Origin of the sequence: Paraburkholderia sp. RL17-373-BIF-A (assembly GCF_046030175.1) — a bacterium.
Lineage (GTDB): Bacteria > Pseudomonadota > Gammaproteobacteria > Burkholderiales > Burkholderiaceae > Paraburkholderia.
On the sequence record NZ_JARESO010000002.1, the window covers coordinates 250,175 to 275,990 of the forward strand.

23 protein-coding genes are annotated in these 25,816 nt (G+C 62.0%); 14 read left to right on the plus strand and 9 right to left on the minus strand.

Features of this window, described 5'->3' with window-relative positions; translation table 11 throughout:
• Position 1 precedes the first annotated feature (1 nt).
• The 3 genes from P0D80_RS03105 to P0D80_RS03115 are packed head-to-tail and all read left to right on the plus strand — an operon-like array spanning position 2 to position 3,907.
• Positions 2–2,620 carry a DUF802 domain-containing protein gene (locus P0D80_RS03105; RefSeq protein WP_408281071.1) on the plus strand — a complete coding sequence of 873 codons (2,619 nt, stop codon included), beginning with the start codon at positions 2–4 and terminating at the stop codon, positions 2,618–2,620.
• Positions 2,617–3,264 carry an OmpA family protein gene (locus P0D80_RS03110; protein ID WP_408174997.1) on the plus strand — a complete coding sequence of 216 codons (648 nt, stop codon included), beginning with the start codon at positions 2,617–2,619 and terminating at the stop codon, positions 3,262–3,264. Before P0D80_RS03105 ends, P0D80_RS03110 begins: the two co-directional genes overlap by 4 nt.
• Complete coding sequence (locus tag P0D80_RS03115) at positions 3,257–3,907, plus strand: DUF2894 domain-containing protein (RefSeq protein WP_408281074.1); 651 nt, start codon at positions 3,257–3,259, stop codon at positions 3,905–3,907. Before P0D80_RS03110 ends, P0D80_RS03115 begins: the two co-directional genes overlap by 8 nt.
• 53 nt (positions 3,908–3,960) lie before the next feature.
• On the opposite strand, the gene P0D80_RS03120 is transcribed toward P0D80_RS03115, so the two are convergent.
• Positions 3,961–4,260, minus strand: a complete 300-nt coding sequence (locus P0D80_RS03120; protein WP_408174994.1) for a TFIIB-type zinc ribbon-containing protein — start codon at positions 4,258–4,260, stop codon at positions 3,961–3,963.
• 72 nt (positions 4,261–4,332) lie between these two features.
• Positions 4,333–5,097, minus strand: a complete 765-nt coding sequence (locus tag P0D80_RS03125; protein WP_408174993.1) for a TerC family protein — start codon at positions 5,095–5,097, stop codon at positions 4,333–4,335.
• Positions 5,098–5,217: 120 nt separating this feature from the next.
• On the opposite strand from P0D80_RS03125, the gene P0D80_RS03130 reads away from it, so the two are divergent.
• Complete coding sequence (locus P0D80_RS03130; protein WP_408281076.1) at positions 5,218–6,096, plus strand: LysR family transcriptional regulator; 879 nt, start codon at positions 5,218–5,220, stop codon at positions 6,094–6,096.
• Here the strand turns inward: P0D80_RS03130 and P0D80_RS03135 are convergent.
• Complete coding sequence (locus tag P0D80_RS03135) at positions 6,072–6,533, minus strand: TerB family tellurite resistance protein (RefSeq protein ID WP_408281079.1); 462 nt, start codon at positions 6,531–6,533, stop codon at positions 6,072–6,074. The two genes, P0D80_RS03130 and P0D80_RS03135, sit on opposite strands and share 25 nt — an antisense overlap.
• Before the next feature lie 324 nt (positions 6,534–6,857).
• Between P0D80_RS03135 and P0D80_RS03140 the strand changes: the two genes are divergently transcribed.
• From P0D80_RS03140 to P0D80_RS03155, 4 genes are all read left to right on the plus strand, one after another.
• Positions 6,858–7,943 (plus strand): alpha/beta fold hydrolase, encoded by a 1,086-nt coding sequence (locus P0D80_RS03140; RefSeq protein ID WP_408281083.1) that lies wholly within the window; start codon positions 6,858–6,860, stop codon positions 7,941–7,943.
• A gap of 194 nt (positions 7,944–8,137) precedes the next feature.
• Positions 8,138–9,106, plus strand: a complete 969-nt coding sequence (locus tag P0D80_RS03145) for a hypothetical protein (protein WP_408174988.1) — start codon at positions 8,138–8,140, stop codon at positions 9,104–9,106.
• A 554-nt stretch (positions 9,107–9,660) separates the two neighbouring features.
• Positions 9,661–9,957 (plus strand): CPBP family glutamic-type intramembrane protease, encoded by a 297-nt coding sequence (locus tag P0D80_RS03150; RefSeq protein ID WP_408281471.1) that lies wholly within the window; start codon positions 9,661–9,663, stop codon positions 9,955–9,957.
• 48 nt (positions 9,958–10,005) lie between these two features.
• Positions 10,006–10,374, plus strand: coding sequence for a VOC family protein (locus tag P0D80_RS03155; RefSeq protein WP_408174987.1), 369 nt, complete (start codon positions 10,006–10,008; stop codon positions 10,372–10,374).
• Between the two features lie 118 nt (positions 10,375–10,492).
• Here the strand turns inward: P0D80_RS03155 and P0D80_RS03160 are convergent, their stop codons facing one another.
• Positions 10,493–10,813 (minus strand): DUF4148 domain-containing protein, encoded by a 321-nt coding sequence (locus tag P0D80_RS03160; RefSeq protein ID WP_408281087.1) that lies wholly within the window; start codon positions 10,811–10,813, stop codon positions 10,493–10,495.
• A 187-nt stretch (positions 10,814–11,000) separates the two neighbouring features.
• On the opposite strand from P0D80_RS03160, the gene P0D80_RS03165 reads away from it, so the two are divergent.
• Both P0D80_RS03165 and P0D80_RS03170 read left to right on the plus strand, forming a co-directional pair.
• On the plus strand, positions 11,001–11,198 hold the full coding sequence (locus P0D80_RS03165; RefSeq protein ID WP_408281089.1) for a hypothetical protein: 198 nt from the start codon (positions 11,001–11,003) through the stop codon (positions 11,196–11,198).
• A gap of 74 nt (positions 11,199–11,272) precedes the next feature.
• A complete protein-coding gene (locus P0D80_RS03170; RefSeq protein ID WP_408281474.1) occupies positions 11,273–12,076 on the plus strand; it encodes a hypothetical protein in 804 nt (267 codons plus the stop codon).
• A gap of 159 nt (positions 12,077–12,235) precedes the next feature.
• Here P0D80_RS03170 and P0D80_RS03175 read toward each other — a convergent pair whose 3' ends face one another.
• Positions 12,236–13,402 (minus strand): porin, encoded by a 1,167-nt coding sequence (locus tag P0D80_RS03175; protein WP_408281091.1) that lies wholly within the window; start codon positions 13,400–13,402, stop codon positions 12,236–12,238.
• 427 nt (positions 13,403–13,829) lie between these two features.
• Between P0D80_RS03175 and P0D80_RS03180 the strand changes: the two genes are divergently transcribed.
• Complete coding sequence (locus P0D80_RS03180; protein WP_408281093.1) at positions 13,830–14,489, plus strand: M24 family metallopeptidase; 660 nt, start codon at positions 13,830–13,832, stop codon at positions 14,487–14,489.
• Positions 14,490–14,531: 42 nt separating this feature from the next.
• Here P0D80_RS03180 and P0D80_RS03185 read toward each other — a convergent pair whose 3' ends face one another.
• Together P0D80_RS03185 and P0D80_RS03190 are read right to left on the minus strand one after the other, a co-directional pair.
• Complete coding sequence (locus P0D80_RS03185) at positions 14,532–16,028, minus strand: sensor histidine kinase (RefSeq protein ID WP_408174982.1); 1,497 nt, start codon at positions 16,026–16,028, stop codon at positions 14,532–14,534.
• Positions 16,025–16,771, minus strand: a complete 747-nt coding sequence (locus tag P0D80_RS03190) for a response regulator transcription factor (RefSeq protein ID WP_132377749.1) — start codon at positions 16,769–16,771, stop codon at positions 16,025–16,027. The genes P0D80_RS03185 and P0D80_RS03190 overlap by 4 nt, the downstream gene beginning before the upstream one ends.
• A gap of 266 nt (positions 16,772–17,037) precedes the next feature.
• Between P0D80_RS03190 and P0D80_RS03195 the strand changes: the two genes are divergently transcribed.
• The 3 genes from P0D80_RS03195 to P0D80_RS03205 all read left to right on the plus strand — a co-directional run bounded on the left by P0D80_RS03195 (position 17,038) and on the right by P0D80_RS03205 (position 23,623).
• Positions 17,038–18,912 carry a cytochrome c biogenesis protein DipZ gene (locus P0D80_RS03195; protein ID WP_408281096.1) on the plus strand — a complete coding sequence of 625 codons (1,875 nt, stop codon included), beginning with the start codon at positions 17,038–17,040 and terminating at the stop codon, positions 18,910–18,912.
• A gap of 53 nt (positions 18,913–18,965) precedes the next feature.
• Positions 18,966–19,706 (plus strand): peptide-methionine (S)-S-oxide reductase MsrA, encoded by a 741-nt coding sequence (msrA, locus tag P0D80_RS03200; protein WP_408281099.1) that lies wholly within the window; start codon positions 18,966–18,968, stop codon positions 19,704–19,706.
• Between the two features lie 1,640 nt (positions 19,707–21,346).
• Positions 21,347–23,623, plus strand: coding sequence for a hypothetical protein (locus tag P0D80_RS03205; protein ID WP_408281102.1), 2,277 nt, complete (start codon positions 21,347–21,349; stop codon positions 23,621–23,623).
• Positions 23,624–23,848: 225 nt separating this feature from the next.
• Here the strand turns inward: P0D80_RS03205 and P0D80_RS03210 are convergent, their stop codons facing one another.
• Both P0D80_RS03210 and P0D80_RS03215 read right to left on the minus strand, forming a co-directional pair.
• Positions 23,849–24,640: a hypothetical protein gene (locus P0D80_RS03210; protein WP_408174978.1), complete on the minus strand. Its 792-nt coding sequence runs from the start codon at positions 24,638–24,640 to the stop codon at positions 23,849–23,851.
• 118 nt (positions 24,641–24,758) lie between these two features.
• Entirely contained in the window at positions 24,759–25,787 is a 1,029-nt protein-coding gene (locus tag P0D80_RS03215; RefSeq protein ID WP_408281105.1) for a MerR family transcriptional regulator, read from the minus strand.
• Positions 25,788–25,816 lie beyond the last annotated feature (29 nt).

Below are 25,816 nucleotides of genomic sequence, written 5' to 3' on the forward strand. Positions count from 1 at the left end.
TATGTCCAGATATCGTATTGATCTCGTTGTGTTTTTGGCCGGTCTGGCCGCTGTGTGCTGGATCGCCGCCGGCTACCTCGGTTCGAACCCGCTGGCGCTGGCCGTCACGTTATTGATCGGCGTGTGCTACCTGGCGGGCGCGCTCGAATTGCACCGCTACAACCAGGCCACCGCCACGCTCGCGCACGCGGTCGCCGGGCTGTCCGGGCCGCCGCCGAATCTCGGCGCATGGCTCGAGCCCTTGCATCCGAGCTTGCGCAACGCGGCGCGCCTGCGCATCGAGGGCGAGCGGGTGGCCTTGCCGGGTCCGGCGCTGACGCCTTACCTGGTCGGCTTGCTGGTGCTGCTCGGCATGCTCGGCACGCTGCTCGGCATGGTGGTGACCTTGCGCGGCACCGGCATGGCGCTGGAAAGCGCGACCGACCTGCAAGCGATCCGCGCTTCGCTCGCCGCGCCGGTCAAGGGCTTGGGCTTTGCGTTCGGCACCTCGATTGCGGGCGTGGCCACCTCCGCAATGCTGGGGTTGCTGTCCGCGCTGTGCCGTCGCGAGCGCCTGCAGGCAGCGCAGATGCTCGACGTGAAGATCGCGACGACCCTGCGCATCTACTCGCAGAGTCATCAGCGCGAAGAGGCGTTCAGGCTTTTGCAGCGTCAGACTGAAGTGATGCCCACGCTGGTCGACCGGCTGCAGACGATGATGTCGGCCATCGAGCAACAAAGCCTCGCGTTGAACGAGCGGCAGATCGCCAGCCAGGAGGCTTTCCACGTCAGGGCCGAGGCCGCTTATACGCGCCTCGCCAGTTCGGTCGAGCAGTCGTTGAAGGAGAGCGTGGCGGACAGCACGCGCGCCGCCGGCGCGGCGCTGCAGCCGGTCATGGAAGCCACGATGGCCGGCCTCGCGCGCGAGACGACGGCCTTGCACGACACCGTCACGCACGCTGTGCAACGGCAACTGGACGGCCTGACGAACGGCTTCGAGATGAGCACGACGACCGTCGCGGATATCTGGAACAAGGCATTGTCGGGACATCAACGTTCGAGCGAGGAACTGGCGCAGCATCTGCGCGCCTCGCTGGATCGCTTCACCGACACTTTCGAGCAACGCTCGGCCGGTCTGCTGGATGGCGTGTCCGCGCGGCTGGAAAGCACGGCGGGAAATGTCTCGCAGGCGTGGAACGAGGCGCTGTCGCGTCAGGAGAGCGTCGGCGAGAAGCTTGCGGCGAGCAACCAGCAGGCATGGGCGGCAGCCGCTGCGACTTTCGAGCGGCACGCGGCGTCCCTGCTGCGTGGCGTGGGGCAGTCGCACGCGGATTTGCAGACCGAGCTGGCTTCGAAGGATGAACAGCGGCTCGCGGTGTGGACCGAGACGCTCGGCGCGATGGCCGCGACCTTAAGCAAGGAATGGGAGCAGTCGGGCACGCAAACCGCGAGCCGTCAGCAGGAAATCTGCGAGACGCTGGCGCAAACGGCGCGTGATATTTCGGCTCAAACGCAGGCACACGCCAGCAAGACGATTGCCGAAATCGACCGGCTGGTCGAGGCCGCGGCGGAAGCACCGAAGGCCGCGGCGAATCTGCAGGCCGAATTGGCCTCGCGGGACCAGCAACGGTTGGCAGCCTGGACCGAGACGCTCGGCGCGATGGCGGCGACCTTGAGCAAGGAATGGGAGCAGTCGGGCGCGCGCACTGCGAGCCGTCAGCAGGAAATCTGCGAGACGCTGGCGCAAACCGCTCGCGACATATCGGCTCAAACGCAAGCCCACGCTAGCAACACGATTGCTGAAATCGACCGGCTCGTGCAGGCCGCGGCGGAAGCGCCGAAGGCTGCTGCGAACCTCCAGGCCGAATTGGCCTCGCGGGACCAGCAACGTCTGGCAGCCTGGACCGAAGCGCTCGGCACGATGGCCACGACGCTGAGCCAGGAGTGGGAACAAGCGGGCGCACGCACCGCGAGCCGTCAGCAGGAAATCTGCGAGACGCTGGCGCAAACCGCGCGCGACATCTCGGCCCAGACGCAGGCCCACGCCAGCGACACGATCGCCGAGATCGGCCAACTCGTGCAAGCCGCCTCGGAAGCGCCGAAGGCCGCGGCCGAAGTCGTCGCCGAACTGCGCCAGAAGCTCTCCGACAGCATGGTCCGCGACACCGCGATGCTGCAGGAGCGCGCTCGCTTGCTGGAAACGCTGGAAACCCTGCTCGACGCCGTCAATCACGCGTCCACCGAGCAGCGCACGGCGGTCGACGCGCTCGTCGCCACGTCGGCGGATTTGCTGGAGCGCGTCGGCACGCGCTTCACCGACAGGATCGAACTCGAAACCGGCAAGCTAGGCGCGGTTGCCGCGCAAGTCACTGGCAGCGCCGTCGAAGTGGCAAGTCTCGGCGAAGCGTTCGGCACCGCCGTGCAAGTGTTCGGCGAGTCGAACGACAAGCTGGTGACGCACCTGCAACGTATCGAAAGCGCGCTCGACAAATCCCTTGCGCGCAGCGACGAACAGCTCGCGTACTACGTGGCGCAGGCGCGGGAAGTCATCGACCTGAGCGTGATGTCGCAGAAGCAGATCGTCGAAGACCTGCAGCGGCTCGCCGGCCGGCGCGCATCGGCGGGAGCTGAAGCGGCATGAGCGAGGACATCGACGGCGGCGTAGAGCAGGTCGCGCCGATCTGGCCGGTTTTCGGCGACCTGATGTCGGTGCTGCTGGGCGCCTTCGTGCTGATCCTCGTGGGCGTGATCGGCGTGCAACTGGAGCTTTCGAGCAAGCTGGAGCAGGAGGTCAAGCAGCGTCAACTGGAAACGCAGCGCCGCAAGACGCTCGAGCAGGCGCTCGCGGGGCCGCTCGCCGCGGGGCGCGTGACGCTGGTGAATGGGCGCATCGGCATCAGCGGCAATGTGCTGTTTGCGCTGAACTCGGATCAGTTGCAGCCGCAAGGCCGGGATCTGCTGAAGAGTCTGGCCGGGCCGCTGTCCGCGTATCTCGGCGCCAATGACGAAATCCTGATGGTGAGCGGCTTTACCGACGACCAGCGGTTGCGCGAAGGCAATCGCCGTTTCGCCGACAATTGGGAACTGTCGGCGCAGCGCGCGCTGACGGTGACGCGCGCGCTGATCGACGACGGCGTGCCCGCGTCGTCGTTGTTCGCGGCGGCGTTCGGCTCCGGGCAACCAGCGAGCTCGAATACGGATGAGCAGGGACGCGCCAAAAACCGTCGTGTGGAAATCGCGCCGGTGCCGAGGCCGTCGATTGCAACGGTGAAGCCACGTGATTAACGGCGGCGACAGCGATCCGGCAAGCGGAGCCCGTGCGACGCTCGACGCGTGGCGCGAGCGCGGCGCGGATCGCCTGGATCCTGTGCGCTTCCATTTCATCGATGCGTTCGAGCGGCGCGCGGCCGCCCACGGCGGCGAAACACGACGGATTCTGGACGAGCGGCTGTCGGGTCTGCTGGACGCGTATGCCGCGCAAATCGAACGCGCGGCCTCTTCGGCTAACGACGCAGCTGCTCACGGCGCGGGCGAATCCGCGGATGCAACGCTGAAAGGCCTCGTCGATTACATCGCGAGTCAGGATCATGTGCCTGTGGCGAGCGGATTGCCGCACTCCGCTTCGTATCCCGAACTGCCCGCGCTGGATTATTTCAGGGAAGTCTGGTCGAAAGTCCGTACCGAGAAGCAGATGCGGCAGTCGCTGGAACAGGTGCCTGGAAACGCCGGCCCGCTCAACTCGAGCAGCCTCGTGCACCGGGCGCTTTCGCTCATGCGTGAAGTTTCGCCAGGCTACCTCAAGCAGTTTCTGTCCTACGTCGACGCCTTGTCGTGGATGGAGCAGATGAATGGTGGCGCGGCGCCCACCGGCAAAGACGCGCCTCGCGGCGGCAACGCCGGCAAGAGCGCTCGCGGCAAAGCACGCTAGTGCGATATGCGCCGGAATGTTCCCGGCGCTTCTTCCCTCACGGCTGACGACGCTCAGTCGAAATCGAACACGTCGAAAATCGAGCGCTTTTTCTTCTGCGTCCGATAGTCCGTTCGACGGTCGTCGTATCCACGCTGGTGGTTATCGTACGAATGCTCCCGCTCCCGGTAGCCGTCGCGGCTTGCACCACGCGGCGCGGGCGGTGCGTCGGCACTTGCCGCGTCCTGCGCAATCAGCTTGTCGAGTTCCCCTCGATCGAGCCACACACCCCGGCAGTCCGGGCAGTAATCGACTTCGATCGAGCGACGCTCGGTCATCAGCAGGTCGGTGGTCTTGCAAACGGGGCATTTCATAGTGTCGCTCCTCAAGAGTAGAAAGACATCGAATGCTGGACCGGGCGAGCCGCCCGATCCGGAAACAAACCATCACACGGTATCGACTGTTGCCCGGTGCTGAGTGCGCTTCGATTTCGCGCGGCGCACCAGCATGTTCATCGCCTCGACGAAACCGGAGAACGCCATCGCCACGTAGATGTAGGCCTTCGGCACGTGTGAGCCGAAACCTTCCGCAATCAGTGTCATGCCGATCACGAGCAGGAAGCTGAGCGCGAGCGTGACGATGGTCGGGTTGCGATCGATAAAGCGCGACAGCGGGCGTGCGGCGAACAGCATTGCCAGGACCGCGCTGATCACCGCGACGAACATGATCGGCATGTGTTCGGTCATGCCGACCGCGGTGATGATGCTGTCGACCGAGAACACCATATCGAGCACCAGGATCTGGCCGATCGCGGCCGCCACGGTCAACTGGACGGTGCTGCCCGTCTTGCTGCGTTCCTCTTCGGCATGGACCACGTGATGGTGAATTTCACGCGTCGCCTTCCAGACGAGGAACAGGCCACCGCCGAGCAGAATCAGATCGCGCCACGAAAACGCGTGGCCGAAGAGCGTAATGGCCGGCGCGGTCAACTGCGCGATCCACGCGACCGTGCCGAGCAGGCCGAGCCGCATCACGAGCGCGAGCATGATGCCGATGCGCTGCGTGCGAGCACGTTGCGCTTCCGGCAGCTTGTTGCTCAGGATCGAGATGAAGATCAGGTTGTCGATGCCGAGCACGATTTCCATCACGACCAGCGTGAGGAGCGCGGCCCATGCGGCGGGGTCGGCAACGAGTGTGAGCAGAGTGTCCATGGTGTCCGTTGGCGAATGAATGCGGGTGACGTCGGATTAGCGTCATGATCGCCATCTTCTGGCTTCGGATAAATCAGTGATACTCTGAGCGACGTATCGTATTTTTCGAAGTGTTACGCCATGCTCAACTACCGTCATCTGTACTATTTCTGGATCGTCGTGAAAGAGGGCGGCTTCGCGCGCGCGGCCGAACGGCTCGACATGGCGGTGCAGACGATCAGCGCGCAGGTTCGGGAGCTCGAAAAATCGATCGGGCGTCAATTGCTGAAACCGGCGGGGCGCGGCGTCACGATGACGGAAGCCGGCGAGACGGCGTTCAATCGCGCGGAACAGATTTTTCAGCTCGGCGAGGCGCTCCTCGACGAGATGCGCGAGGCCGGAGGGGAAGGCGTGGCGCGGCTCGCCGTCGGTCTGTCCGACGGCATTTCAAAGCTCGCGGCGCACGCGTTGCTGGCGCCGGTGCTCGGTACGCCGTCGCTGCGGCTCTTGTGTCACGAGGGCGAGCACGCCGAATTGATGTCGGAACTCGCGCTGCATCGGCTCGATCTGGTGCTCGCTTGCCAGCCGGCGCCGCACAATGCCGACCTGCGCGTGCTGAGCCAGCGCCTCGCCGGTTCGCCGGTCGACTGGTATGGCCCGACGGAAATCGTCCGCAAGTCCGCGCGCGCGGGCTTTCCGCAGTGCCTCGCGGACGTGCCCGTACTTTTGCCGACCCGCCACGCCGCCTTGCGCGCGCGGCTCGACCGCTGGTTCGACGCGCAGGGCATCCGGCCGCGCATCGTCGGCGAATTCGAGGACAGCGCGCTGATGGCGGTGTTCGCCGCGCGTGGCCTCGGCGTGTTTCCGCTCGCGGAACTCGGCGCGGAGGACCTGTCGCTGCTGCGGGGCCTGCGCTGGCTCGGCCGCGCGGATGGCGTGATCGAGGAGATTCACGCCATCCGCTCGCGTCGCGGGCAACATCACGGGCTCGCTTCTCAGGTGGTGGCCGGCGCGCGTTGATAACTGCGCATGACGCGCGACGGAAGCCCGTGACGGTTGGCGGCAGGCGTCAGATTGGGTCCCCACGCGTTCAGGATGGCCGCGAGCAGGGCGATTTCGCCGTCCGCCAGATAATCGTCCGCGACCGTAACGGCGACACATAGGCGAATGATCTTGCGGCGCAACGCGGGATCGTCGATTTCGTCGATCAAGGTCGTGAGCATGGCCGGATCGAGACGGCCCACCGGCGGCGCGAACGACAGATGCGCGACCGAATGGTCCTCGCACAGCGTTTGCACGATCTGCTCGAACTGCGCGGGGGCGAGACCGAGTTCGCCGGCGATATTCAAGCGCTGCAGCACGCGCTCTTCCGAACTGCACACGTGACCGTCCGAAGTGAGGGCCAGCGCAACGATGCGTGCTGCGGCTTGCGGGCTGTTACGCGGATAGGTTCGCATGATTTTTTCCTTGCGTGGACGATGTCCGTAGTGAAGATGAGCTCCAGTCTGCGGTGCGTTCAGGATCGGATAAACCTGCTAATTACGAAGCGAAGGTTCGGAAAAGACGAAGCTCGGCGAGGCGATCACGAAGGCGATGTTTGAAGAATGCTCGTGTGCCACGGCACGTCCCGCGTTCGCGCTCGAACGTTTGCAGCGTTTGATTACATCGTGACGGCTTTCTATGTTGAAAGCTGCTCATACCGGCATCCCGCGCGGCTAGCGGGAAGTTCTTTCCTCCGACAAATCACGGCCTCTCAAGCCCGCGACTACATTCCGCGAGTCATGTCCGCAATTCCGTCCAGTCTCCGGCAGCAGATACGTTTCTGTACCAGCAGCGACGGCGTGCGCATCGCCTATGCGGTTTCGGGCACCGGTCCCGTGATCATCAAGGCGGCGAACTGGCTGAGCCATCTCGAACTCGATCTGAAGAGTCCCGTGTGGAGTCATCTGGTCGAGGAACTGAGCCGCAATCACACGCTCGTGCGCTACGACCAGCGCGGTTGCGGCTTGTCTGATCGCGACGTAGCGGAGATTTCATTCGAAGCCTGGCTGCATGATCTCGAGGCGGTGATCGACGCGAGCGGCGTCGAGCGCTTCACGTTGCTGGGCATATCGCAGGGCGCGTCGATTTCCGTCGCTTACGCGGTCGCGCATCCGGAGCGCGTGAAGCAATTGATCCTCTACGGCGGCTATGCGCGCGGCAAGCTCAAGCGGCACGGCGGCGACGCGATGCGCGACGAGGCCGAAACGCTCGTCAAACTCGCCGAACTCGGCTGGGGGCAGCAGAATCCGGCTTTCCGGCAATTCTTCACGACGCAGTTCATCCCTGGCGGCACGCCCGAGCAGCATCGCTGGTTCAACGAACTCGAACGCATGACCACCACGCCGCGCAACGCCGCGCGAATCATGCGGGTCTTCAACGAGATCGATGTCGTCGATCTGCTCGAACAGGTCACGTGCCCGACACTTGTGCTGCACGCGAGTGGCGATGCCCGCGTGCCCTTCGAAGAAAGCCGCCTGCTTGCGGGACAGATTCCAGATGCGCGATTCGTGCCGCTCGAAAGCGAAAATCATCTGTTGCTCGATACGGAACCCGCGTGGCTACGCTGGCGCGAAGAAATCAGAAACTTCCTTTCCGCCGACGTCGCCATCGACCCCGTGTTCGCCACGCTGACGCCGCGTGAGCGCGACATTGTCGAGCTGATTGCGGGCGGACGCGATAACGCGCAGATTGCCGCGCGGCTCGCGCTCAGCGAAAAGACCGTGCGCAATCACATCACGAGCATCTTTGCGAAGCTCGAAGTGGAGAACCGTTCTCAGGCCATCGTGCTCGCCCGCAAGGCGGGTTTCGATTCTCCCGCCGCCTGACGGTATCGGACCAGCCTGGGCATCCGGGACACAGGTCCCCCTGGCACTGCACTAATTCGCGCTATCCGGGCTGCTTGCCGGGACCGCCGCCTCATGTGCGCTACGACCCCCACACGGAAAATTCGATTCAGACGGTGACCCATGCGAAGTCTCGCTGCGCCGCTCGAATCCCTTTTCCATCGAGGAGTAGTGCCATGAATGCCATCCAGGCTGAGTTGCCGTCCCAGCGTTACGCGAGATGTATTGAAGTGTCCCGGCGTATCCGCTGGGATATCGACCGCGACGTGATTCGCGGACGCCGCTTCGATCTCTCGCACAAGTTCCTGCCCGACGGTCTCACGGAAGTCGACCGGCTGCCGTTCCTGAACGCGGACGAGCGCCGGCTGATGTCGCAGGTGCAGGGACGCACTTACGCAAACATGTTCCGGCTGGTCGAGCGTTTTGTCGGCGCGAAGATGCTCGAAGTAGGCCGCGATCACGCGCTGGGTGACCAGATCGCGCTCGAAGCCGTGATGCGTTTCACCGAAGAAGAACTGAAGCATCAGGAACTGTTCCGCCGCATTGAGATACTGGCCGGTGAGGACATGCCGACGGGTTACCGCTTCTTGCCGCCGACCGACGACGTCGCGAACTTCGTTCTCGGCAAATCGACGTGGGCCATTCTCGCGCTGACCTGCTGCATCGAAATCGTGACGCAGGTGCATTACCGTCAGAGCATGGAAGTCGATGACAGTCTGTCGCCTCTGTTCAAGGACGTGTTCCTGTTTCACTGGAAAGAAGAGTCGCAGCACGCGATCATCGATGAACTCGAATGGCTGCGCGACGATGCGAAGCTCGATGCCACGGCGCGGGATGCGGCGATTAGCGACCTGATCGAATTGATCGGCGCGGTGGACGGTTTGCTGCAATTGCAGGCCAAGGCCGACGCGGAGTACTTTCTCGCCAATGCCGGACGCACGTTCACGGATCACGAACAGGCGCGCGTGAAGGCCGGGATGCTGGATGCGTATCGCTGGCAGTACATCGTGTCGGGGGTTGAAGAGCCGCGCTTTTCCAAACTTCTGACGAGCCTGATCGACGAACCTCAGGGCGAGCGGCTGGGCGCGTCGCTCGCGCCGATCGTGCAGCGCACATTGAACAGTGTGATGCTGAATCAGATGTGATGACGACTGAGGCAGCAAGGCTGCCTCGGTTTTTGACGGCAGCGGGGTCTTGCCGAAAAGTCCGGATGAGTTAACACTCGCGGGTGAACATCTGCCCAAATAACTCATAAGGATGGACCATGCTTCGATTTATCGTGACCCGGGGCGTATTGATGTACGGCGTTTCCAGCGCACTGATTTCTCTTGGCATCCGGTGGTATGTTCACTCGACGATCAGCGTCAGAGAAGTATTGTGGGCATTCGTTGTATTCCCGTTGGGCGGCGTTGCGTGGGGAGCGATGACGTGGTGGTGCGACCAGCCGGTTTCTCGTCGATAATCAGCGATTGATAACAACTCGAATAACCGCAAACCGGAGGCAATTCTGGAATCGACATCGACACTTCGAAGCAGATCACTCGCCGCTCTCACGACTGTACCCACGCCGGTTCTCATTTTTGCCGGGGTAGCGTCCATCCTTCTGGCGCAATATGCAATCTCTATTTGCCTCGGCGGAGTATTCGGTTATCCGACGCCGGGTCTCGACCCGTTTGCCGGACGCCCACTGTGGCTCAAAATTCTATGGGTCGCTTTATTTGCGCCGCTGTATGAGACTTTTCTTTTTCAGTGGCTGATCATCAAGTTCTTGCGAGGGCCGCTGCGTCGTTCGTGGGGAGTTGCCGGCGTCGTATCCACCGTGGTGTTCGGCCTCGGACACGGGCATACCGATTGGCGCGCGATTAGAATGCTGTCGACCGCGGCAATTCTGACTTCGCTCTTTATCATCGAAGCCAGACGGTCGGGGCCCGCCTTTCGCGCCACATTTGCAACGCATGCGCTTTTCAACAGTTTGACGATCGCATTGAGCCTGTGACGATCAAGGCTGCTGCGCGTCATCGTTATAAAAACAATCGGGAATTCAATGCAGCCCACTTTGAACCGGATTTTGCTGTATGTGAAAGACGTCGCTAAGACCTGTGCGTTCTATGAACGACACTTCGGATTCGCCCGCAAAGTCGACCCAGATGACCGCATCATCGAATTGGTGTCGCCGCACGGCTGCGCCATCATCATGGTTCATCAGGCGGGGAAGGCAGTGAAGTCCGGACAAGTGACCGTCAAACTCGTTTTCGATATTCGGGACGTGGAGGCGTTCAAGGAGCAATGCGCAAAGAACGGCCTGCAATTCGGCGCAACGCATCGGGCGGACGGCTACACATTTGCCAATGCCAAGGACCCCGACGGCAATTCCATCTCGATCTCCAGCCGCAGTTTCGCTTCCAGCCGCTAGACGCGAACGCCCGCGTGCGGTGAGTTCGATGCCGGCAAAAAAGGAGCGTCGATCGGAGGAAGACCGACGCTCAAAAGGAGAACCCGCTGTCCACAGGTTCACACACACCGGACCGCCATCAATGCATGGACATGTTTTGCATTGCCGGCTGGTTATCGCTCAGCGCGCTCTGCTGGGCTGCGTGCATGGCGGCTACTTTTCTTTCCGCTTCCTGAATATCGGCGGGATAGTCGCTTTCGTCGCCGCGAGACGGGTCGTAGCCGGCGGCTTCCAACTCCTCGAGTTCATGGCGCACTTCTGCGCGCGTGACTTGATGCGTGCCGGGCGTGGCCGATGTTTGCGCATAGGCACCGCTCGCCGTCGCCAGAAGGGCGGCGCTTGCGACGAGTGCGCCGGCCAGGGCGCGGACCATGAGACGGTTCATAGAGATCAGTTTCATGTCAATACTCCTCGATATGCGAGCGCAAGGTTCGAACTCGACGCGAGTCGGCATCAGCACGCTCTGAACCGGTAAACCAGCGGAGTGGATTTCTTATTCCCGGCAGCGCGTTGAGAAAAGCGCGGGAATAACCAGCTCGGATTCCGCGTCTTGCAGTGCGTGAAGACACGAATTGGGGGTGATCAAAATGGACATCATCGACATGGCCCGTCAATCGGGAATGGCGGTTATTCTCGACGCCCGGATCGGCCGGGAGGAATACCACAGCGTGTGCGGTTCGCTGTCGGCGCTACAGAAATTTGCGGACGCTATTCGCCAGGCGCCGGCGAATCACAAAACGGGTGGCAACCGGCAGGAACGGCCTCGCGCGTGGGGGCCGAAATGAATCGAACGCGCATTGCGACCTGGAAGCCTCTGCTTGCGGGCGATATGCTGCGAGCCGCCGGGCGCGCGCCGCTGATGCCTTTTCGGCGGCCGCTGAGTTTGTCTGCTCGCGTTGTGAGGGAATCGACCGTCCATACTTTTCTGCGCCGCTGTCAGCTCGTGTCCGGGGTGATTCTGCTGGTCTATCTTTCCCTGCACCTGGTCAATCACGCACTCGGAATCTGGTCGCTGGATCTTGCGGGGCGCGGTCTTGTGCTGGCGCTGCGGGTGTGGCGCAGTGCGCCGGGAACGGTGCTCCTTTATGGCGCGTCGTTATTGCATTTTTCGCTGGCGCTGCGAACGATCTATGGCCGCCGTCACTGGAAGCTGCCGCTCACTGAATGGGTTCGGCTTTGGGCGGGACTGAGTCTGCCTCTACTGCTGATCCGCCATGTGGTGTCCACCCGCCTTGCCTCGTCGCTGTATGGTTTCGAACCGAACTACGAGCGCATCGTGATATCGCTCATCACCAGCGGCACGCAAGGTTTGCAGCTTGCACTGCTTGCGCCGGGCTGGGTGCATGGTTGTCTGGGACTGTGGCTGCGTATGCGTCATCGTGAAGGGGCGCGGCGCGCGAAGCCCTTTCTGATTGCTCTGCTCGTTCTGTTGCCTACGCTGTCCGCTGTAGGTTTTGTTCGAATGAAGCTGGCGGTCCTGGCACTTCGTGTCGGACCATTGCACGCAGACCCGAAGCTGGTCGGGCATCAACTCGCGCTCGATGCATGGCGCCACAACATCCTGATGCTGTATCTGTCGTTGCTGATCGGCGCGTTCGTGGCGGGCCAGCTACGTAACTGGCTGGAACGTCGGCGGCTTCGGAAGGCGATGATTGACGCCTGATTCTCGACGTTCATCGCGTGTCATTCACGACCCCGGATGTGCCGACGAGCTTCAGTGTGCAGCACAAAGAGAAGTGCGGACACTGAAGCTCGTCGGTTGTTGCGCGGCGAGATACCGTTCAACTAACAGCGCAACTCGCCATGGCGAGGAGCGTATGCATCAGAAACGATGGCGAATGCCGACGCGGAATGCCAACTGGTTGTCCGAGCCCGGACCCGACGGACCGAAGAAGCTCGTGCTCGAGCCGATCTGCGCTTGCACATCGCCCGTTGCCGCGTTGTGGCCCGAAGCGATCTGGTAGATACCCAGCGCATACACGTCAGTACGCTTGCTCAGCGCGTAGTCGACGCTCAGGTCACCCTGATTCCAGTGGCCCGTGTTCGCGTTGCTCAAATGCATGTACGTATAGCCCGCGCCGACCGTCAAGGCCGCGGTGAACGCGTATTTCGCGCCTGCATCGTAAGCCGTGAACGTGGTCGCCGCGCCCGTCAGCGTTTCGAAACGCGTATTGGTGTAGAGCGCCCACAGCGTGGCCGCGCCGATCGTGTAACGGCCGCCGACACCGTACGTACGCAGGTCGCGCACGTTGCCTGTCGTCACGTTTGCAAGGGTGGTCGAGAAGGTCGGGACGGCCTGGCTCGGGAAGCGGATGTCCGTGTACGCGGCGCCGACGCTGATCGGGCCGTTCGCGTAGTTTGCCCCGAAGCTATACGCGCGCGACGAACCCGCGACCGGTGCCGCGGCCGTGCCGCTGGCCGGTGCGCCGGCAAAAGCGCCTGCCTGGTTCGAGAAGCCATACAACGCGCCGAACGTGAAGCCGGAGAAGTTCGCGCTGCTGAACTTGACCGCATTGTTGATACGGCTGGACGTCAACTGGTCGACGTCGTTGATGTGATAAGCGTAGTTGCCTGCAACGGTTTGGCTGCCGGTCGAATACGTGCCGCCCAGGTAGTCCGTCGAGAACGAGTACTGGCGGCCGAACGTCAGCGCGCCGACGTTGTTCTGCGACAGACCGACATAAGCCTGACGGCCGAACAGTGCGCCGCCTTGGCTGAGCGTGCCGTTGCCGCTGTTAAAGCCGCCTTCCAATACGAACAGCGCCTTCAGGCCACCGCCCAGATCTTCCGTGCCGCGCAGGCCCCAGCGGCTGCCCGACGCAACGCCGTCGTCGTATTTGACGAGGTGGTCGTGGCCCGTGCCGGCTCGGGCGTTGTTCACGTAGCTGATACCGGCATCGATCAGGCCGTAAAGCGTGACGCTGCTTTGTGCATGTGCGTTGAGCGTCATGCTTCCGAGGACGGCGGTTGCGAGCAGGGTCTTTTTCATCGTTTCCTTCTTCTTATAGGGTGGCTGCGCGGCGCAGGTTGTTGCGCGCGGCGCGAACCGGGTTGGCAAACGGCACCAGACATGAATCGAGCGTCCACGGCAAAGCCGCACGAGGCCGCGCAGGGAAAGATCGATGTCTGAAGAGTGCGATTGAACGGGGGCGAGACGACGACCACGTTGTGCGCGATCGGCGCCGCCTGGTGACGGACGCGTCGGAGCATCGGCGAATCGGTCCGGCGCGCGAGTGTCTTTGAAAAAGCGAGCCGTCTTGTCCCGTTATGTCTTGCGGAATATATCGGCCTGTTAACTTCTCGTAAACGAATTCGTAGGTAGTTGTCGTCTTTATGACACACAGTAAGGTGACGTGCGCCGTGGACACTTGCTGTCCCGCTCGCTATGTTCAAGCGGACATAACCGGAGAGATGGGATGGAAGCTGCGGCAAAGCAGGCGGTCGGAAGCAGATACGTGCTCGAGTCGATGAAATACGCGCAGGGCAAGACGTGGGAAGCCGTGAACCGGCTGGCGCAACGGGTACAGCCTGGCATGCTGGAGACAGAGGCAAAGGCGGAATGCCATAACGTGCTCAACGAAATGGGCATGGACCGTATCTGGCATCCGATTCTGGTGCGCTTTGGCGAAAACACCCTGAAGGTGTTCAAGCAGCCATCGGAAGGCGACCCGCGGCTCAAGGAAGACGATATTTTCTTCGTCGACCTCGGTGTGGTTTGGGATGGGCACGAAGGCGACGCGGGCGCCACCTTCGTGGTCGGCAACGACGCTGAGATGAAGGCCTGCGCGGATGCCGCGAAAACGGTATTCGACGAGGTGGAACATCATTGGCGCACGACCCGCGCTGGCGGAAAAGCGCTATACGACTTTGCGGAGCAGCGCGCGGCCGCGCTCGGTTGGCGTCTGAATCTGGATATCAAGGGCCATCGAGTCAGCGACTTTCCGCACGCGATCTACAAGGCCGGCAACCTGGGCGATTTCGCCGATTGTCCGGACGCCGGCCTGTGGATTCTGGAAATCCAGCTTGCCCATCCGACCCGGCCATTCGGGGCGTTCTATGAAGACTTGCTGGTCTGAGCCTGAATCCGCAGCGAAGCAAGGCGCTCTTCGTTAAGTAAGTTACATCAGGACACCGGCGGCACTCGACCGGGTAGCGGCCGTCGGCAACTCGAAGCAGAAGGTCGTGCCCGTTCCCGCCGTGTCGAGCAGGCGTATCTGGCTATGGTGCAATTGCAGCATGCGCTGGACGATCAGCAGCCCCAGTCCACCGCCCCGATGCGCGCCGCCCGAACTGAATGGACGCTCGAACAGACCTTCGCGCTGCTCGGGCGGAATGCCGGGGCCAGTGTCGCTGACCGTGACCGACACCTTGCCTTCCTTATGCGCGAGATCGACTTCGATCGATCCTTCAGCGGGTGTATGTCGAATCGCGTTGTCGAGCAGATTCGTCAGCACGCGCTCGATCATGCCGAGATCGGCGCAGACGTTGGGCAAGCGTGGCGGAATATTCGCTCGCAACTGAATGTGCCGCGCTTCGGCCGGCAATTCGAATTTCTGAAAGACGTCCTGTACCAGATCGACCAGCGAGAACTGTTCAAGCGCGGGCTGCACGTTGCCGTGTTCGAGCCTCGCCAGTTCGAATAAGGCCTGCGCGAGCCGGCCGACCTTGACGCTTTGCGCGAGCGCGATCGCCAGATAGCGTTTGCGCTCCGTCTCGCCGAGCGTGTCGGACTTCAACGACAGCGTTTCGAGGTAGCCGTGCAGCGAGGTCAACGGTGTGCGCAGGTCGTGCGAAATATTGGCGATCAGTTCGCGGCGCTGCTGGTCCTGCCGCGTCAGCGCACGCCATTGTTCGCCGATGCGGTGCGCCATCTGCGCGAACGTCGCTTCGAGCACGGCGATTTCGTCGCGCCGACCGGCCGGCGATGAACGCGGCACGCTCGGCTGGGTGTCGGGCTCGCCCTCCGCATCGAATCGGCGCATGGCGTCGGTCAGGCGGCGCAGCGGCCGCGTGATCAGGCCGAACGCGGTCAAACCGGCGAGCAATCCCAACAGGGCGACTAGCGCCATTGACCACAACGTCGTGCGCAGCACGGAACTGGCCGCCACGCGCGCGGCGAGCGCATCGTGTTCCTCGCCGAGCAGGACCACGTAAATATAGCCGGACGGCGTCTGTCCGCTCAATTGCAGCGGTGCTGCGCTGAACACCTTTTTACCGTCGACGCTGCGCGGGTCGTCGCCGAGAATCGGCAACGCGTCTCCCGCGATGAACTGCCGGATCGGCGCAAGATTGACCTGCTCGCGCTTGACGTGTCCCGCGGGCGCATCGTCGCCTTTGATGCGCCCTTGATTGTCGAGCAGATAGACCTCGACGCTCGGATTCACCCTCATCAACTGGCCGAACAATTGCCGGACCGCGTCGGGCCGCAAGCCGTTGGCGTCCATCAGCGAATTGCCATGAGCGATATGGTCGGCGAGATTGCGCGAGAGGCTCTGTATCACTTCCTTCTCGTGCAGATCGCTCGAGCGGATTTGCAGGAGGGCCGACGCGCCGCAGCATGCCAGCAACAGTACGGAGAAAACGAGCGAGAGCCGCTGGGTCAGCGTCAGATTCACGATGGGTCCTTCGGTGCGCCGGCGGGCGCCGGTGGCTCGCCGGGCACGGCGAGCTTGTAGCCGCGTCCCCAGACGGTCAGGATGCGCTCGGGTTGGGCCGGATCGGCCTCGATCTTCGCGCGCAGCCGGTTGATATGAGTGTTGACGGTGTGCTCGTAGCCCTCGTGCTGATAGCCCCACACCGCATTGAGCAGGTCCATGCGCGAGAACACTTTGCCGGGATGCTGCGCGAAGTAGTACAGCAGGTCGAATTCGCGCGGCGTGAGTTCGATCGGCTTGCCGTCGACGGCGGCCTCGCGCGTGAGCGGATCGATCGACAACCCGGCGATGCGCAGACTGCCGGCTTCGATTTTCGAGTCTTTCGCCAGCGCGTCGACGCGGCGCAGCAGCGCCTTCACGCGCGCCACCAGTTCGAGCACGGAGAACGGTTTGGCGAGATAGTCGTCCGCGCCGAGTTCAAGGCCGAGAATCCGGTGCACTTCGCTCGAACGGGCGCTGGTGATGATGATCGGCGTATAGCGCGTCATCGCGCGGGCGCGCCGGCAGATTTCCAGTCCGTCGACGCCGGGCAGCATCAGATCGAGGATCAGCGCGTCCCAGCCGCCTTGCTCCAGCAGGCGCAGCCCTTCATTGCCGTCGGCGCTGTGCACGACTTCATAGCGCTCGTCGCGCAAATGCAGGCTCAGCACGTTGGCGATGTCGACGTCGTCTTCGACGATCAGGATGCGCTTCAAATTGTCCATGGTGGGCTTCAGCCGCGGTTCAGGGCGTGGTTGAGGAGAGGGGCCGGGCATGGCCGCCGGGAAAAACGGCCCTTGCGCCATTGTGCAAAATTTCCCGGCAGCGAGTTATCACATTTAATTTAACTTTTCGTGAGGACTTCGACACCGGCGGCGCTCTAGGATGTGGGCACTTTCCGCAGTATCAGGCTTTGGATGAACTGCACACCGGCTGCCGCCTGAGCCAGCGTGCCCACTTTAATCGACCTAAACGAACGTTCGGAACTGACATGTTACTCATCGTTCTCGCCTATCTCGGCGGCGCCCTTACGATCCTCAGCCCGTGCATCCTGCCGGTGCTGCCCTTCGTTTTCGCGCGCGCCGACCAACCTTTCGTGCGCAGCGGCTTGCCCTTGCTGGCGGGCATGGCGCTGACCTTCGCCCTCGTCGCGACGCTTGCCGCGGTGGGCGGCGGCTGGGTCACGCAAGCCAACCAGTACGGCCGCTGGCTGGCTATCGCACTGCTCGCGATCTTCGGGCTGACGCTGCTGTTCCCGCGCTTCGCCGATCATCTGATGCGGCCGCTCGTCAGTGCCGGCAATCGCCTGTCGAATTTCGCGCAGGCCGAAGGTCAGCAGGTCCGCGCGGGTTCGTCGTTTCTGCTCGGCATTGCCACCGGCCTGCTGTGGGCGCCGTGCGCCGGTCCGATTCTCGGTCTCGTGCTGACAGGCGCGGCATTGCGCGGCGCGAGCGTCGGCACGACGTTGCTGCTGGCGGCCTACGCGGCTGGTGCGGCGACTTCGCTGGCGGTGGCGCTGCTGATCGGCGGCAAGGTGTTTACGGCGATGAAGCGTTCGCTGGGCGCGGGGGAATGGATCCGCCGCGGCATCGGCGCGTTGATGTTGTGTGGCGTCGCGGCGATCGCGCTCGGTTTCGACACCGGCATACTCGCTCGTGTCTCGACGGTCGCAACTGGCGGGCTCGAACAGAAACTCGTGGATAAGCTGTCGCCGAACGCGGCGCCGGGCAAAGCGTCGGCCGCGGGTAATTCGGCCGACGCGTCCGGCGGCGCGATGGCGAGCGCCAACCCTGCACCGCAACCGGCCGCTAACGCCGATGCGGATTCCACCGTGGCCAATGCCGCGCAGGGCGGCGCGATGATGCGCACCGCCGCCGAGGCGGCGCCGCTGCCCGTCGAAGGCGTGCTGCCCCCGTTGAACGGCGCGGTCCAATGGCTGAATTCGCCGCCGCTTACGACGCAGGACTTGCGTGGCAAGGTCGTGCTGGTCGATTTCTGGACTTACTCGTGCATCAACTGCCTGCGCTCGCTGCCGTATGTCAAAGCATGGGCGCAGAAGTACAAGGATCAGGGGCTCGTCGTGATCGGCGTGCATGCGCCGGAATTCGCCTTCGAACGCAATATCGACAACGTGAAGAAAGCCACGCACGACCTCGGCGTCGACTATCCCGTCGCGATCGACAACAACTATGCAATCTGGCGCGCGTTGAACAACCAGTACTGGCCCGCGCACTATTTCGTCGATGCGAAAGGGCAGATCCGTTATCACCATTTCGGCGAAGGCGATTACGCGGAATCCGAGAAGGTGATCCAGCAACTGCTGACCGAAGCGGGCCATGCGAATGCGTCGAAGATCGCTATCGGTATTGCAAACGGCGGCGCGCAAGGCGTGCAGGCCGCGGCCGACAACGCCGACATGCAATCGCCGGAAACCTACGTCGGTTATCAGCGGGCAGAGAATTTCGCGTCGCCGGGCGGGGAAGTGGCGGACAAGACGCACACGTATGCAGCGCCGTCGCAACCTGGCGTCAACGACTGGGGTCTCGCCGGTTCATGGAACGTGGGCGCGGAGCACGCCACGCTCGCGGCCCCGTCGGGACGCATCGTGTATCGCTTTCATGCACGCGACCTGCATCTGGTGCTCGGTCCGGGCAAGGATGGCAAGCCGGTGCGGTTTCGCGTGAGCGTCGACGGCGCCGCGCCCGGCGCGTCGCACGGCACCGACGTCGCCGCCGATGGCAGCGGCACCGTGACCGGACAGCGTCTCTATCAACTGGTGCGGCAAACCGGCGAAGTCGGGGATCACACTTTCTCGATCGAGTTTCTGGACCCGGGCGTGCAGGCGTTTGCCTTCACCTTCGGCTAAGGCGGCGCGAGCGAGCCGCCTCAACAACTCTCAACTGACCAAAAGGACTGACCATGCGCACGATATCTACCAGCACAGCGTCGCTGCGGAAGCGTTTCTCCGTCACTCGAATCATGGGCCTCGTCGTCGTTGCTCTGGGCGTGGTGGCCGCGCAGCATGTCGCGCATTCGGCCGAAGCCGCCACGAAGATCCCCGCGCCCGTACAGGACGAGAAAGCCGCCGCGACGCACAGTGAAACGGCGGTATTCGCGGGCGGCTGTTTCTGGGGCGTGCAGGGCGTGTTCGAACATGTGCGCGGCGTGAAGCAGGTCGCGTCGGGTTACAGCGGTGGCGCGGCATCGACGGCGCAATACGAAATCGTCAGCGACGGCGATACGGGACACGCGGAGTCGGTGCAGATCACTTACGATCCGACGCAGATCACGTATGGACGTCTACTGCAGATATTCTTCTCGGTCGCGCACAATCCTACCGAGTTGGACTATCAGGGCCCCGACCACGGCACGCAATATCGTTCGGCAATTTTTCCGGTGAATGCAGCGCAGCGCGGTATCGCGCAGTCGTATATCGCGCAGCTCGACAACGCTCATGTGTTCTCGGCGAAAGTCGTGACTCGCGTGGAGGACTTCAAGGGCTTTTATCCGGCGGAAAGTTATCACCAGAACTTCCTCGCGCTGCATCCGGATTACCCGTACATCGCGATCAACGATCTGCCGAAAGTGACTGACTTGAAGCGGATGTTTCCGGATCTTTATCGCAACGATCCGGTGTTGTTTATGACGGCGGCGCGATAGGGCGTGAACTGACGCGCGGACGGGCCGCACATCCTCTACGATGCGGCCGTCTTCCAGCCTGATATAACGGTCGGCGGCGCTGAAATAGCGATCGTCGTGCGAAATCGCGATCAGCGTTTTGCCCTGACGCGTCAGGTCCGGCGGGATCTTGCTATAGAAAATCCAGCGGAAGCTCGGGTCCTGGTTGGCGGCCCATTCGTCGAGCACTATCACCTGCCGGCGCTCCAGATACGCGTGCACCAGCGCGAGCCATTTGCGCTGGTCGGTCGACAGATCGGAAGTGGCGCACGCCGTCGCGAACCGACACCTTGTGGACGATTTCGAGGCGTTCTAGATAGTCTTGCGCTTCCGCCGTCAGCATGCCCTCGCCGGAGATCAGCGTATCCAACAGCTAGTAGTTCGAGAAGATCGCCGAAAAGAGCTGTCGGCGGATGTGTTGCCGGTGCAGATGCCGCGTCGACTTTGCTGGTCGCTGTTGGTTCGTCATCCAAACTAAATGCGGGGATATCGGCGCATCGATTTTTCAGTTCCATTGTGTCCTGGGGCCGACTGAATTTCCGATAAAAAAGGATGCGAACCTATTTCTGCATTTCGTTCGAATTGGCCGGTTTGTTCGGACCAGCGGTTGGCAACGGCTTCAGCGTATTTGTATTACCAATATAAGAATTCCGCGCGAGCAAAAACGACGAACAAAAATACCCTCAATGAGCTGACAAATCAAACATTTACGTTTTCACGCGCGCCATGAGGTAGAGCTTTTCCGTTCACTCTCGTTTGGAAAAGCTTCGGACGGATACTATTGAAATTTTTTGTAATTATCACTTATCGCCCTTGAATCGGACACGTTACGCGGATGAAACGTTTATAATTCGTCTGCCAAAAACTTCTGTAACTAATACCGGACAGATTGGTCGATCACTGCCCCTTCTGTAACAGTTACATCACCGGTTGCTGCGCTGCGATAGGCCGCTTTTCTTAGCGCGAAGCGGCGTTGGCGGAGGCGTGGCTCGCTTCGATTTTGACGCGTCAACACTTTCGCTGCCGCTGGATCGCGCGAAGAAAATCCGCGGGTCGATCGGTTTTTTGGGTTCCGAACCCGACTCGCGAGGCGAGGGCGCCCCTCGGTCGCTGTCGAGTCGACGGGTTCACGTCAATAACGGGCTGTCAACGGTGGACGAAAAAAAATTGCATTAATTTTTCGTTATCCTAACTTTTAAGTCGCGCATATTGGCGCGAAATTTGTTTATCAAATTGAGGTGCACTGACCTGTCAGTGCGAGCCTCGCCAGATGTTCGAGTCGCGTCAGCGGCATGCATTAACCCCTTGTGATGTTTTCCCAGTCATTCGATCGGCGGGATTCTTCATCCCGGCGTCGACAGAATTTTTCACGCTATCGGTGCGCACAGGGTGGAGTTGGTGCACGTTGCGCCGCTGCTCGGCGAAAGTCGGCATGCGAGCGGATGGCAAGTGCGTCCGCTACCGGATAGCAGCACATCAAAGCTTCAGCTTCATCAGCAATGAGCGCGGTCAGCGCGTTCTCAGGTTCACCTCTCTCTGGACTCAATAACGTCAAGGCGGGACGACTGATCGATCTTGCTGAATTCTCGGGGACAACCTGCTTTTAGCGAAACATACGGACAATGACGAGATACTTGAAACTATTGGGCGTTGCATCGGCAACAGTGTTGGCATCGTTTGCCGCGGAAAGCGCGCAGGCTCAGGCAAGCACCATCACGGTCTCAGGGCAGCAATACAAGTTGTGTGCGCAGGAAAATGGCAAGTGCTCATTCCTCGGAACGGGTTCGGTGGTGTTCGGTGCGGTTCCGCCCACCTCGCCCTCGGTGATGTTGAGCGCGCCGCGCACGTTCAGCAACGGTGTCGGCTGCTACGTCGGCGCAGTGTCGCAGTCGGACCCCGCGTTCGGCTATGGCAAGTCTTGCTGGGTTAAAGCGGTTGCCGCAACGCCGACTCCGGCCCCGACCCCGACCCCGACCCCCACGCCGACGCCCACGCCGACTCCCACGCCGACTCCCACGCCGACTCCGGCCCCGGCCCCGACGCCCACGCCGACACCGACCCCGACGCCGACTCCCGCGCCGAGTCCGACTCCGAGCGCGACGCCGTCCCCGACGCCGGGCGGCTCGGCCATGTCGTGCAGCGCGCCGACGCAAACGGCCGGCGGAACCGCGAACGGCGTGATCAGCGCCGACACGCCCACCACCGACGGCCTGCGCGTGTTCCAGAACAACGCCCCGTTCAAGCTGGCGATTACCACGAACGCACCGAGCGCGGATACCGTCGTCTGGTCCGTAGCGGATTCCAACGGTGCGATCAAGACGCAAGGCAGTTTTGCAGTCAAGGCAGGCGTACAGACCAGCACGATTCCGTGTACGTCGACGTGGTCCGGCTATGGCGCACTCACCGCCACCTTGCGTTCGAACGGCGGCACGTTGCCGAGAAGCGGCACGCGGCCGGTCGGTATCGCGACGTTCGGCGTGTTGCCGAACCTCAGTTCGGCACTGGGCACCGTGACCTATGCGCATCAGGATCAGCACCGCTTCGGCATGCAGGGCTTCAACGGCAACATCGCCGCGCTGCACGCTCTGGGCATCTCGTGGACGATCGACGACCGTCAGGTATCGGCCATGGAACCCAACGGTCCCAATACGTATACGCCGAACGTGAACGACCTCGATCCGTTCTACAAGGCCAATCCTGATCAGATGCGTATCGTGCGTCTCGATGGACTGCCGGCGTGGGATTCGAAGACTGGTCAGTTCAACGACAGCTACTATGCGCCGTCGAACATGCCTGAGTTCCAGACCTTCATGAGCAAGGTCGGCACCGATACGAGCCTGATCCGCGCCGCCAATTACCCGAATCAGCAAAAGAACTACTATCAGGTAACCTGGGAACCGAGCCTCGGCTGGGCGGATAGCGACGCGAACTTCGTCGCCATGTACAAGGCTGCTTACCAGGGCATTCACTCGACCGATCCGAATGCAGTCGTGATGGGCACCGGCAATCCGTTCGCCGCGAATTGCGACACCTGTACGACGGGTTATCTGCAGAAGTTCGGCGCACTCGGTCTGTGGAATTACATCGATGCAGTCTCAACGCATGGCTACTGGAATGCGGGTACGTACCCGGCCCATCCGCCTGAATTGCAGGACTCCGATCCGAATCCGGCGAACCAGGCCAACGCGCTCGACAACCAGATGACGCAACTGCGTTCGGTCATGCAGGCAGGCAAGCCGAATATGAAGCTTTTCTTCACGGAAGCCGGCGTGAGCTACGATCCGGGTCTTAACTACGGTCCGAATGTGCCGTCGCAGAACCAGTTGTTCGCGCATGCGGCGGTCGGCGTGCGGGCGCATATCATCGTGCTGGGCGGCGGTGCACAGGTCACGACTCTGTTCTACGGTCCCGACTATCCGGGCGAAGTGGGATACGGCTCGTTCTTCGACCTGAACAACGCACAAGGCGCGTTCGGTGCGACGAACCTTTCGCCGAAGCCTGAAGCGATGGCCTTCGCAACGATGACGCGTGTTCTCGACGGCACGAATACCCTGGGCCGCATCAAGAGCGCGCCTGCCGGAGTCTTTGCGTACGGGTTCCAGCAACTGGGCAACGGCAAAGTCGTGACCGCGGCGTGGACGCACAACAACGCGCAGTGGCCGACGAGCAACGGCACGTATAGCCAGAGCTATTCGACCAGCTATTCGCTGCAGGTCGACAACGCTGGCACGTCGGGCAATGTGACGAAGATCGATGGTTACGGCAATGTCAGCACGGTTGCCTACACCAACGGCCAGGTCGCGCTGACCCTCACCGAAGTGCCGCAGTACATCGTGTCGAACAACGCCACGGTTGCCAAGGCCAATGCGACTGTTCCGCTCGGTTACACGGGCCAATAAGCGGCTCAACTAGCGCGCTAATAAGCAGTCCAATAAGCGCTGAAAACGATCGACGCGCCGCCGAAATGGCGGCGCGTCGATTACGCATCACGGTCAGGTCGGCGACGGCACCCTTTAGTCATTGCGCGCCGACGTCGATCGTAACCATGAAGTCCGACCGCGCTCGCCGCGCGTAAAGACGGAGAGAGCGGCACGCGCTGCAAGATTCTCTACCCTGCGCAACGCCTACCGCTGCGCATTCAAAACCTCGACACCCTTATCCGTAAAGAAAGCGAGCCCGGCGCCGAGCATCGCGTACTGGCTCTTGATCACCGGCATATCGTGCGGAACGGCGTCACGTAGCGCCGCAAGATACTTGGGCGTGAAGATGCGATTCCAGTCGGCGGCAAGCTGATTCGCCGAACCTATCATCTCGTGATGTGTCGCGCTCCAGTTCACACGCAGCGGAAAGTGCACGAAACGCGCCGCCTGCTTCGGGTCGCCTTTCAAAGCGGCGAAATAGAAGCCCTGAGCGCGTGCTTCGAATGCGTCGTCCGTTTCGTCGGTGATCATCCCGTAGCGGTGTCCGGCATTCGCATCTGCGAATGACATTCCTTCGAGAGTGAATTTGACCGGCAAGGTCTTTCCGCCGCCAGTCCAACTGCCGGCAAGGCCCACGCTATTGGAAAAATCGAGTGGCTGGGCGCCGTTCGATCCATTGCCCACGAAGTGCAGGTTGAACGTGCCGTTCGCTTCCTGCAACGTCAGATCGCTGCCGGACTTTTGGCCGGTCAGTGCAATGTCCTTGAGGTAGCGGTAGTAGAAGTAATGCCCTTTGCCGACCACCTTCCCATGCAGCACGAGCGTCATGCCGACCTTCGCTTCGCCGACTGAGCCGGAATACTCGACGCTAGTCGTGTTCTCAGTCTGCGCGAGGGCAGAGTGATTCAGGCTGGTCGAAATGGTCAATAACGCGGCAAGCATCGCGATCGTGCGTCGCCGGGTCAGGCCATGAAGGCGCAATCGACGTGTGTTCATGCGACGTCCTGTAATTGGAAGTCACGAGGCTAGCATGAACAGCACAGCGCGAGAATCGACCCAGTTCAGACCACTGAACTCCCGGCCGGCCGAAATCGACGGGAAGCCGCTCGTCACATCAAAGCGGCTGCGCAACGTTCGCCATCGCCTCGCGGATGAAAGCGAGCAGCGTTTCATCCGCCCATGTGCCGGCTATCAACTCCGGCTCCGTTTGCAGCGCATGGCGGAACTTGGCTTGCGTACGTGGATCGTCGCCCGCGTAGCTTCTGAAAAGTTCGAGCCAGCGAAGCGCAAGCTCGCGCGCTCGCGATGTCTGCGGTCCGACGCCCGCGTCGATCGCATCGCGCACGTCGGCCATCAGTTGCGGCCATTCCATCGCGCGCTTGCCGTAATTGGCGCGCATGAAGCGAATCTCCTCGGGCGACAGATACTTCTCGTAGATCAGCAGCTTGGTTTCGCTAAAGGCGCGCAGCGCGTAGTCGCGCAACTGCGTCGAAATACCGACGTGCGTCTGCATCGACGGTTCGTTGTCGTGCATCAGATTCAGCTTGGCGAGCAGGCGCGCGTCGCCATTCGTGTCGCGCACGAGCATCGTCATCCAGCGCATCGACAAGGCGCGCGCCTCGTCGCCCTCGGGTGGCGCGCCGCTGTCCATCAAGGTGCGGACCTGGCCGATGAGTTCGGTCCATTCCGGGTTCGGCGTCTGGCTATTGCGGTACATCGGCATGCGTGCGAGTTCGTCTTCGGAGAAATACTTGTCGTACATGGTCATCAACTCCAACGTGATAAGCCAATCGGTCAGCTCCGGTTCCTTGCCGTCAAGCAACACGCCGTGCAGGTCGACGAGGCGTTCGCGCAAGCGCTTCGCCTGGGCAATCTGGCTGTCGAGCATGGCGATCTGCCGCGCGACGATCGACACCAGCGGCGTCTCCGGTTGCGTCAGGCAGGTGTGAATCTCGGCGAGCGCGAGTCCGAAACGGCGCAGCGCCTGGATCTGATGAAGCCGGGCGACGTCGTTGCGGTCGTAGAGCCGGTAGCCGTTCTCAGCACGTGCCGAAGCTGTGAGCAGTCCGATTGCGTCGTAGTGGTGAAGCGTGCGGACGGTCAGTCCGCTGCGCTTCGCAGGTTCTCCCACTTTCAACAGCATTCGAGCCTCCGGTCAGTGTGCACCTTGGA

Excerpts from the sequence above, each read along its gene's own strand:
- P0D80_RS03105 (WP_408281071.1), top strand. The coding sequence starts at position 2 with ATGTCCAGATATCGTATTGATCTCGTTGTGTTTTTGGCCGGTCTGGCC.
- P0D80_RS03110 (WP_408174997.1), top strand. The coding sequence starts at position 2,617 with ATGAGCGAGGACATCGACGGCGGCGTAGAGCAGGTCGCGCCGATCTGG.
- P0D80_RS03120 (WP_408174994.1), bottom strand. The coding sequence starts at position 4,260 with ATGAAATGCCCCGTTTGCAAGACCACCGACCTGCTGATGACCGAGCGT.
- P0D80_RS03125 (WP_408174993.1), bottom strand. The coding sequence starts at position 5,097 with ATGGACACTCTGCTCACACTCGTTGCCGACCCCGCCGCATGGGCCGCG.
- P0D80_RS03130 (WP_408281076.1), top strand. The coding sequence starts at position 5,218 with ATGCTCAACTACCGTCATCTGTACTATTTCTGGATCGTCGTGAAAGAG.
- P0D80_RS03135 (WP_408281079.1), bottom strand. The coding sequence starts at position 6,533 with ATGCGAACCTATCCGCGTAACAGCCCGCAAGCCGCAGCACGCATCGTT.
- P0D80_RS03140 (WP_408281083.1), top strand. The coding sequence starts at position 6,858 with ATGTCCGCAATTCCGTCCAGTCTCCGGCAGCAGATACGTTTCTGTACC.
- P0D80_RS03145 (WP_408174988.1), top strand. The coding sequence starts at position 8,138 with ATGAATGCCATCCAGGCTGAGTTGCCGTCCCAGCGTTACGCGAGATGT.
- P0D80_RS03155 (WP_408174987.1), top strand. The coding sequence starts at position 10,006 with ATGCAGCCCACTTTGAACCGGATTTTGCTGTATGTGAAAGACGTCGCT.
- P0D80_RS03160 (WP_408281087.1), bottom strand. The coding sequence starts at position 10,813 with ATGAAACTGATCTCTATGAACCGTCTCATGGTCCGCGCCCTGGCCGGC.
- P0D80_RS03165 (WP_408281089.1), top strand. The coding sequence starts at position 11,001 with ATGGACATCATCGACATGGCCCGTCAATCGGGAATGGCGGTTATTCTC.
- P0D80_RS03170 (WP_408281474.1), top strand. The coding sequence starts at position 11,273 with ATGCCTTTTCGGCGGCCGCTGAGTTTGTCTGCTCGCGTTGTGAGGGAA.
- P0D80_RS03175 (WP_408281091.1), bottom strand. The coding sequence starts at position 13,402 with ATGAAAAAGACCCTGCTCGCAACCGCCGTCCTCGGAAGCATGACGCTC.
- P0D80_RS03180 (WP_408281093.1), top strand. The coding sequence starts at position 13,830 with ATGGAAGCTGCGGCAAAGCAGGCGGTCGGAAGCAGATACGTGCTCGAG.
- P0D80_RS03190 (WP_132377749.1), bottom strand. The coding sequence starts at position 16,771 with ATGGACAATTTGAAGCGCATCCTGATCGTCGAAGACGACGTCGACATC.
- P0D80_RS03195 (WP_408281096.1), top strand. The coding sequence starts at position 17,038 with ATGTTACTCATCGTTCTCGCCTATCTCGGCGGCGCCCTTACGATCCTC.
- msrA (WP_408281099.1), top strand. The coding sequence starts at position 18,966 with ATGCGCACGATATCTACCAGCACAGCGTCGCTGCGGAAGCGTTTCTCC.
- P0D80_RS03205 (WP_408281102.1), top strand. The coding sequence starts at position 21,347 with ATGACGAGATACTTGAAACTATTGGGCGTTGCATCGGCAACAGTGTTG.
- P0D80_RS03210 (WP_408174978.1), bottom strand. The coding sequence starts at position 24,640 with ATGAACACACGTCGATTGCGCCTTCATGGCCTGACCCGGCGACGCACG.
- P0D80_RS03215 (WP_408281105.1), bottom strand. The coding sequence starts at position 25,787 with ATGCTGTTGAAAGTGGGAGAACCTGCGAAGCGCAGCGGACTGACCGTC.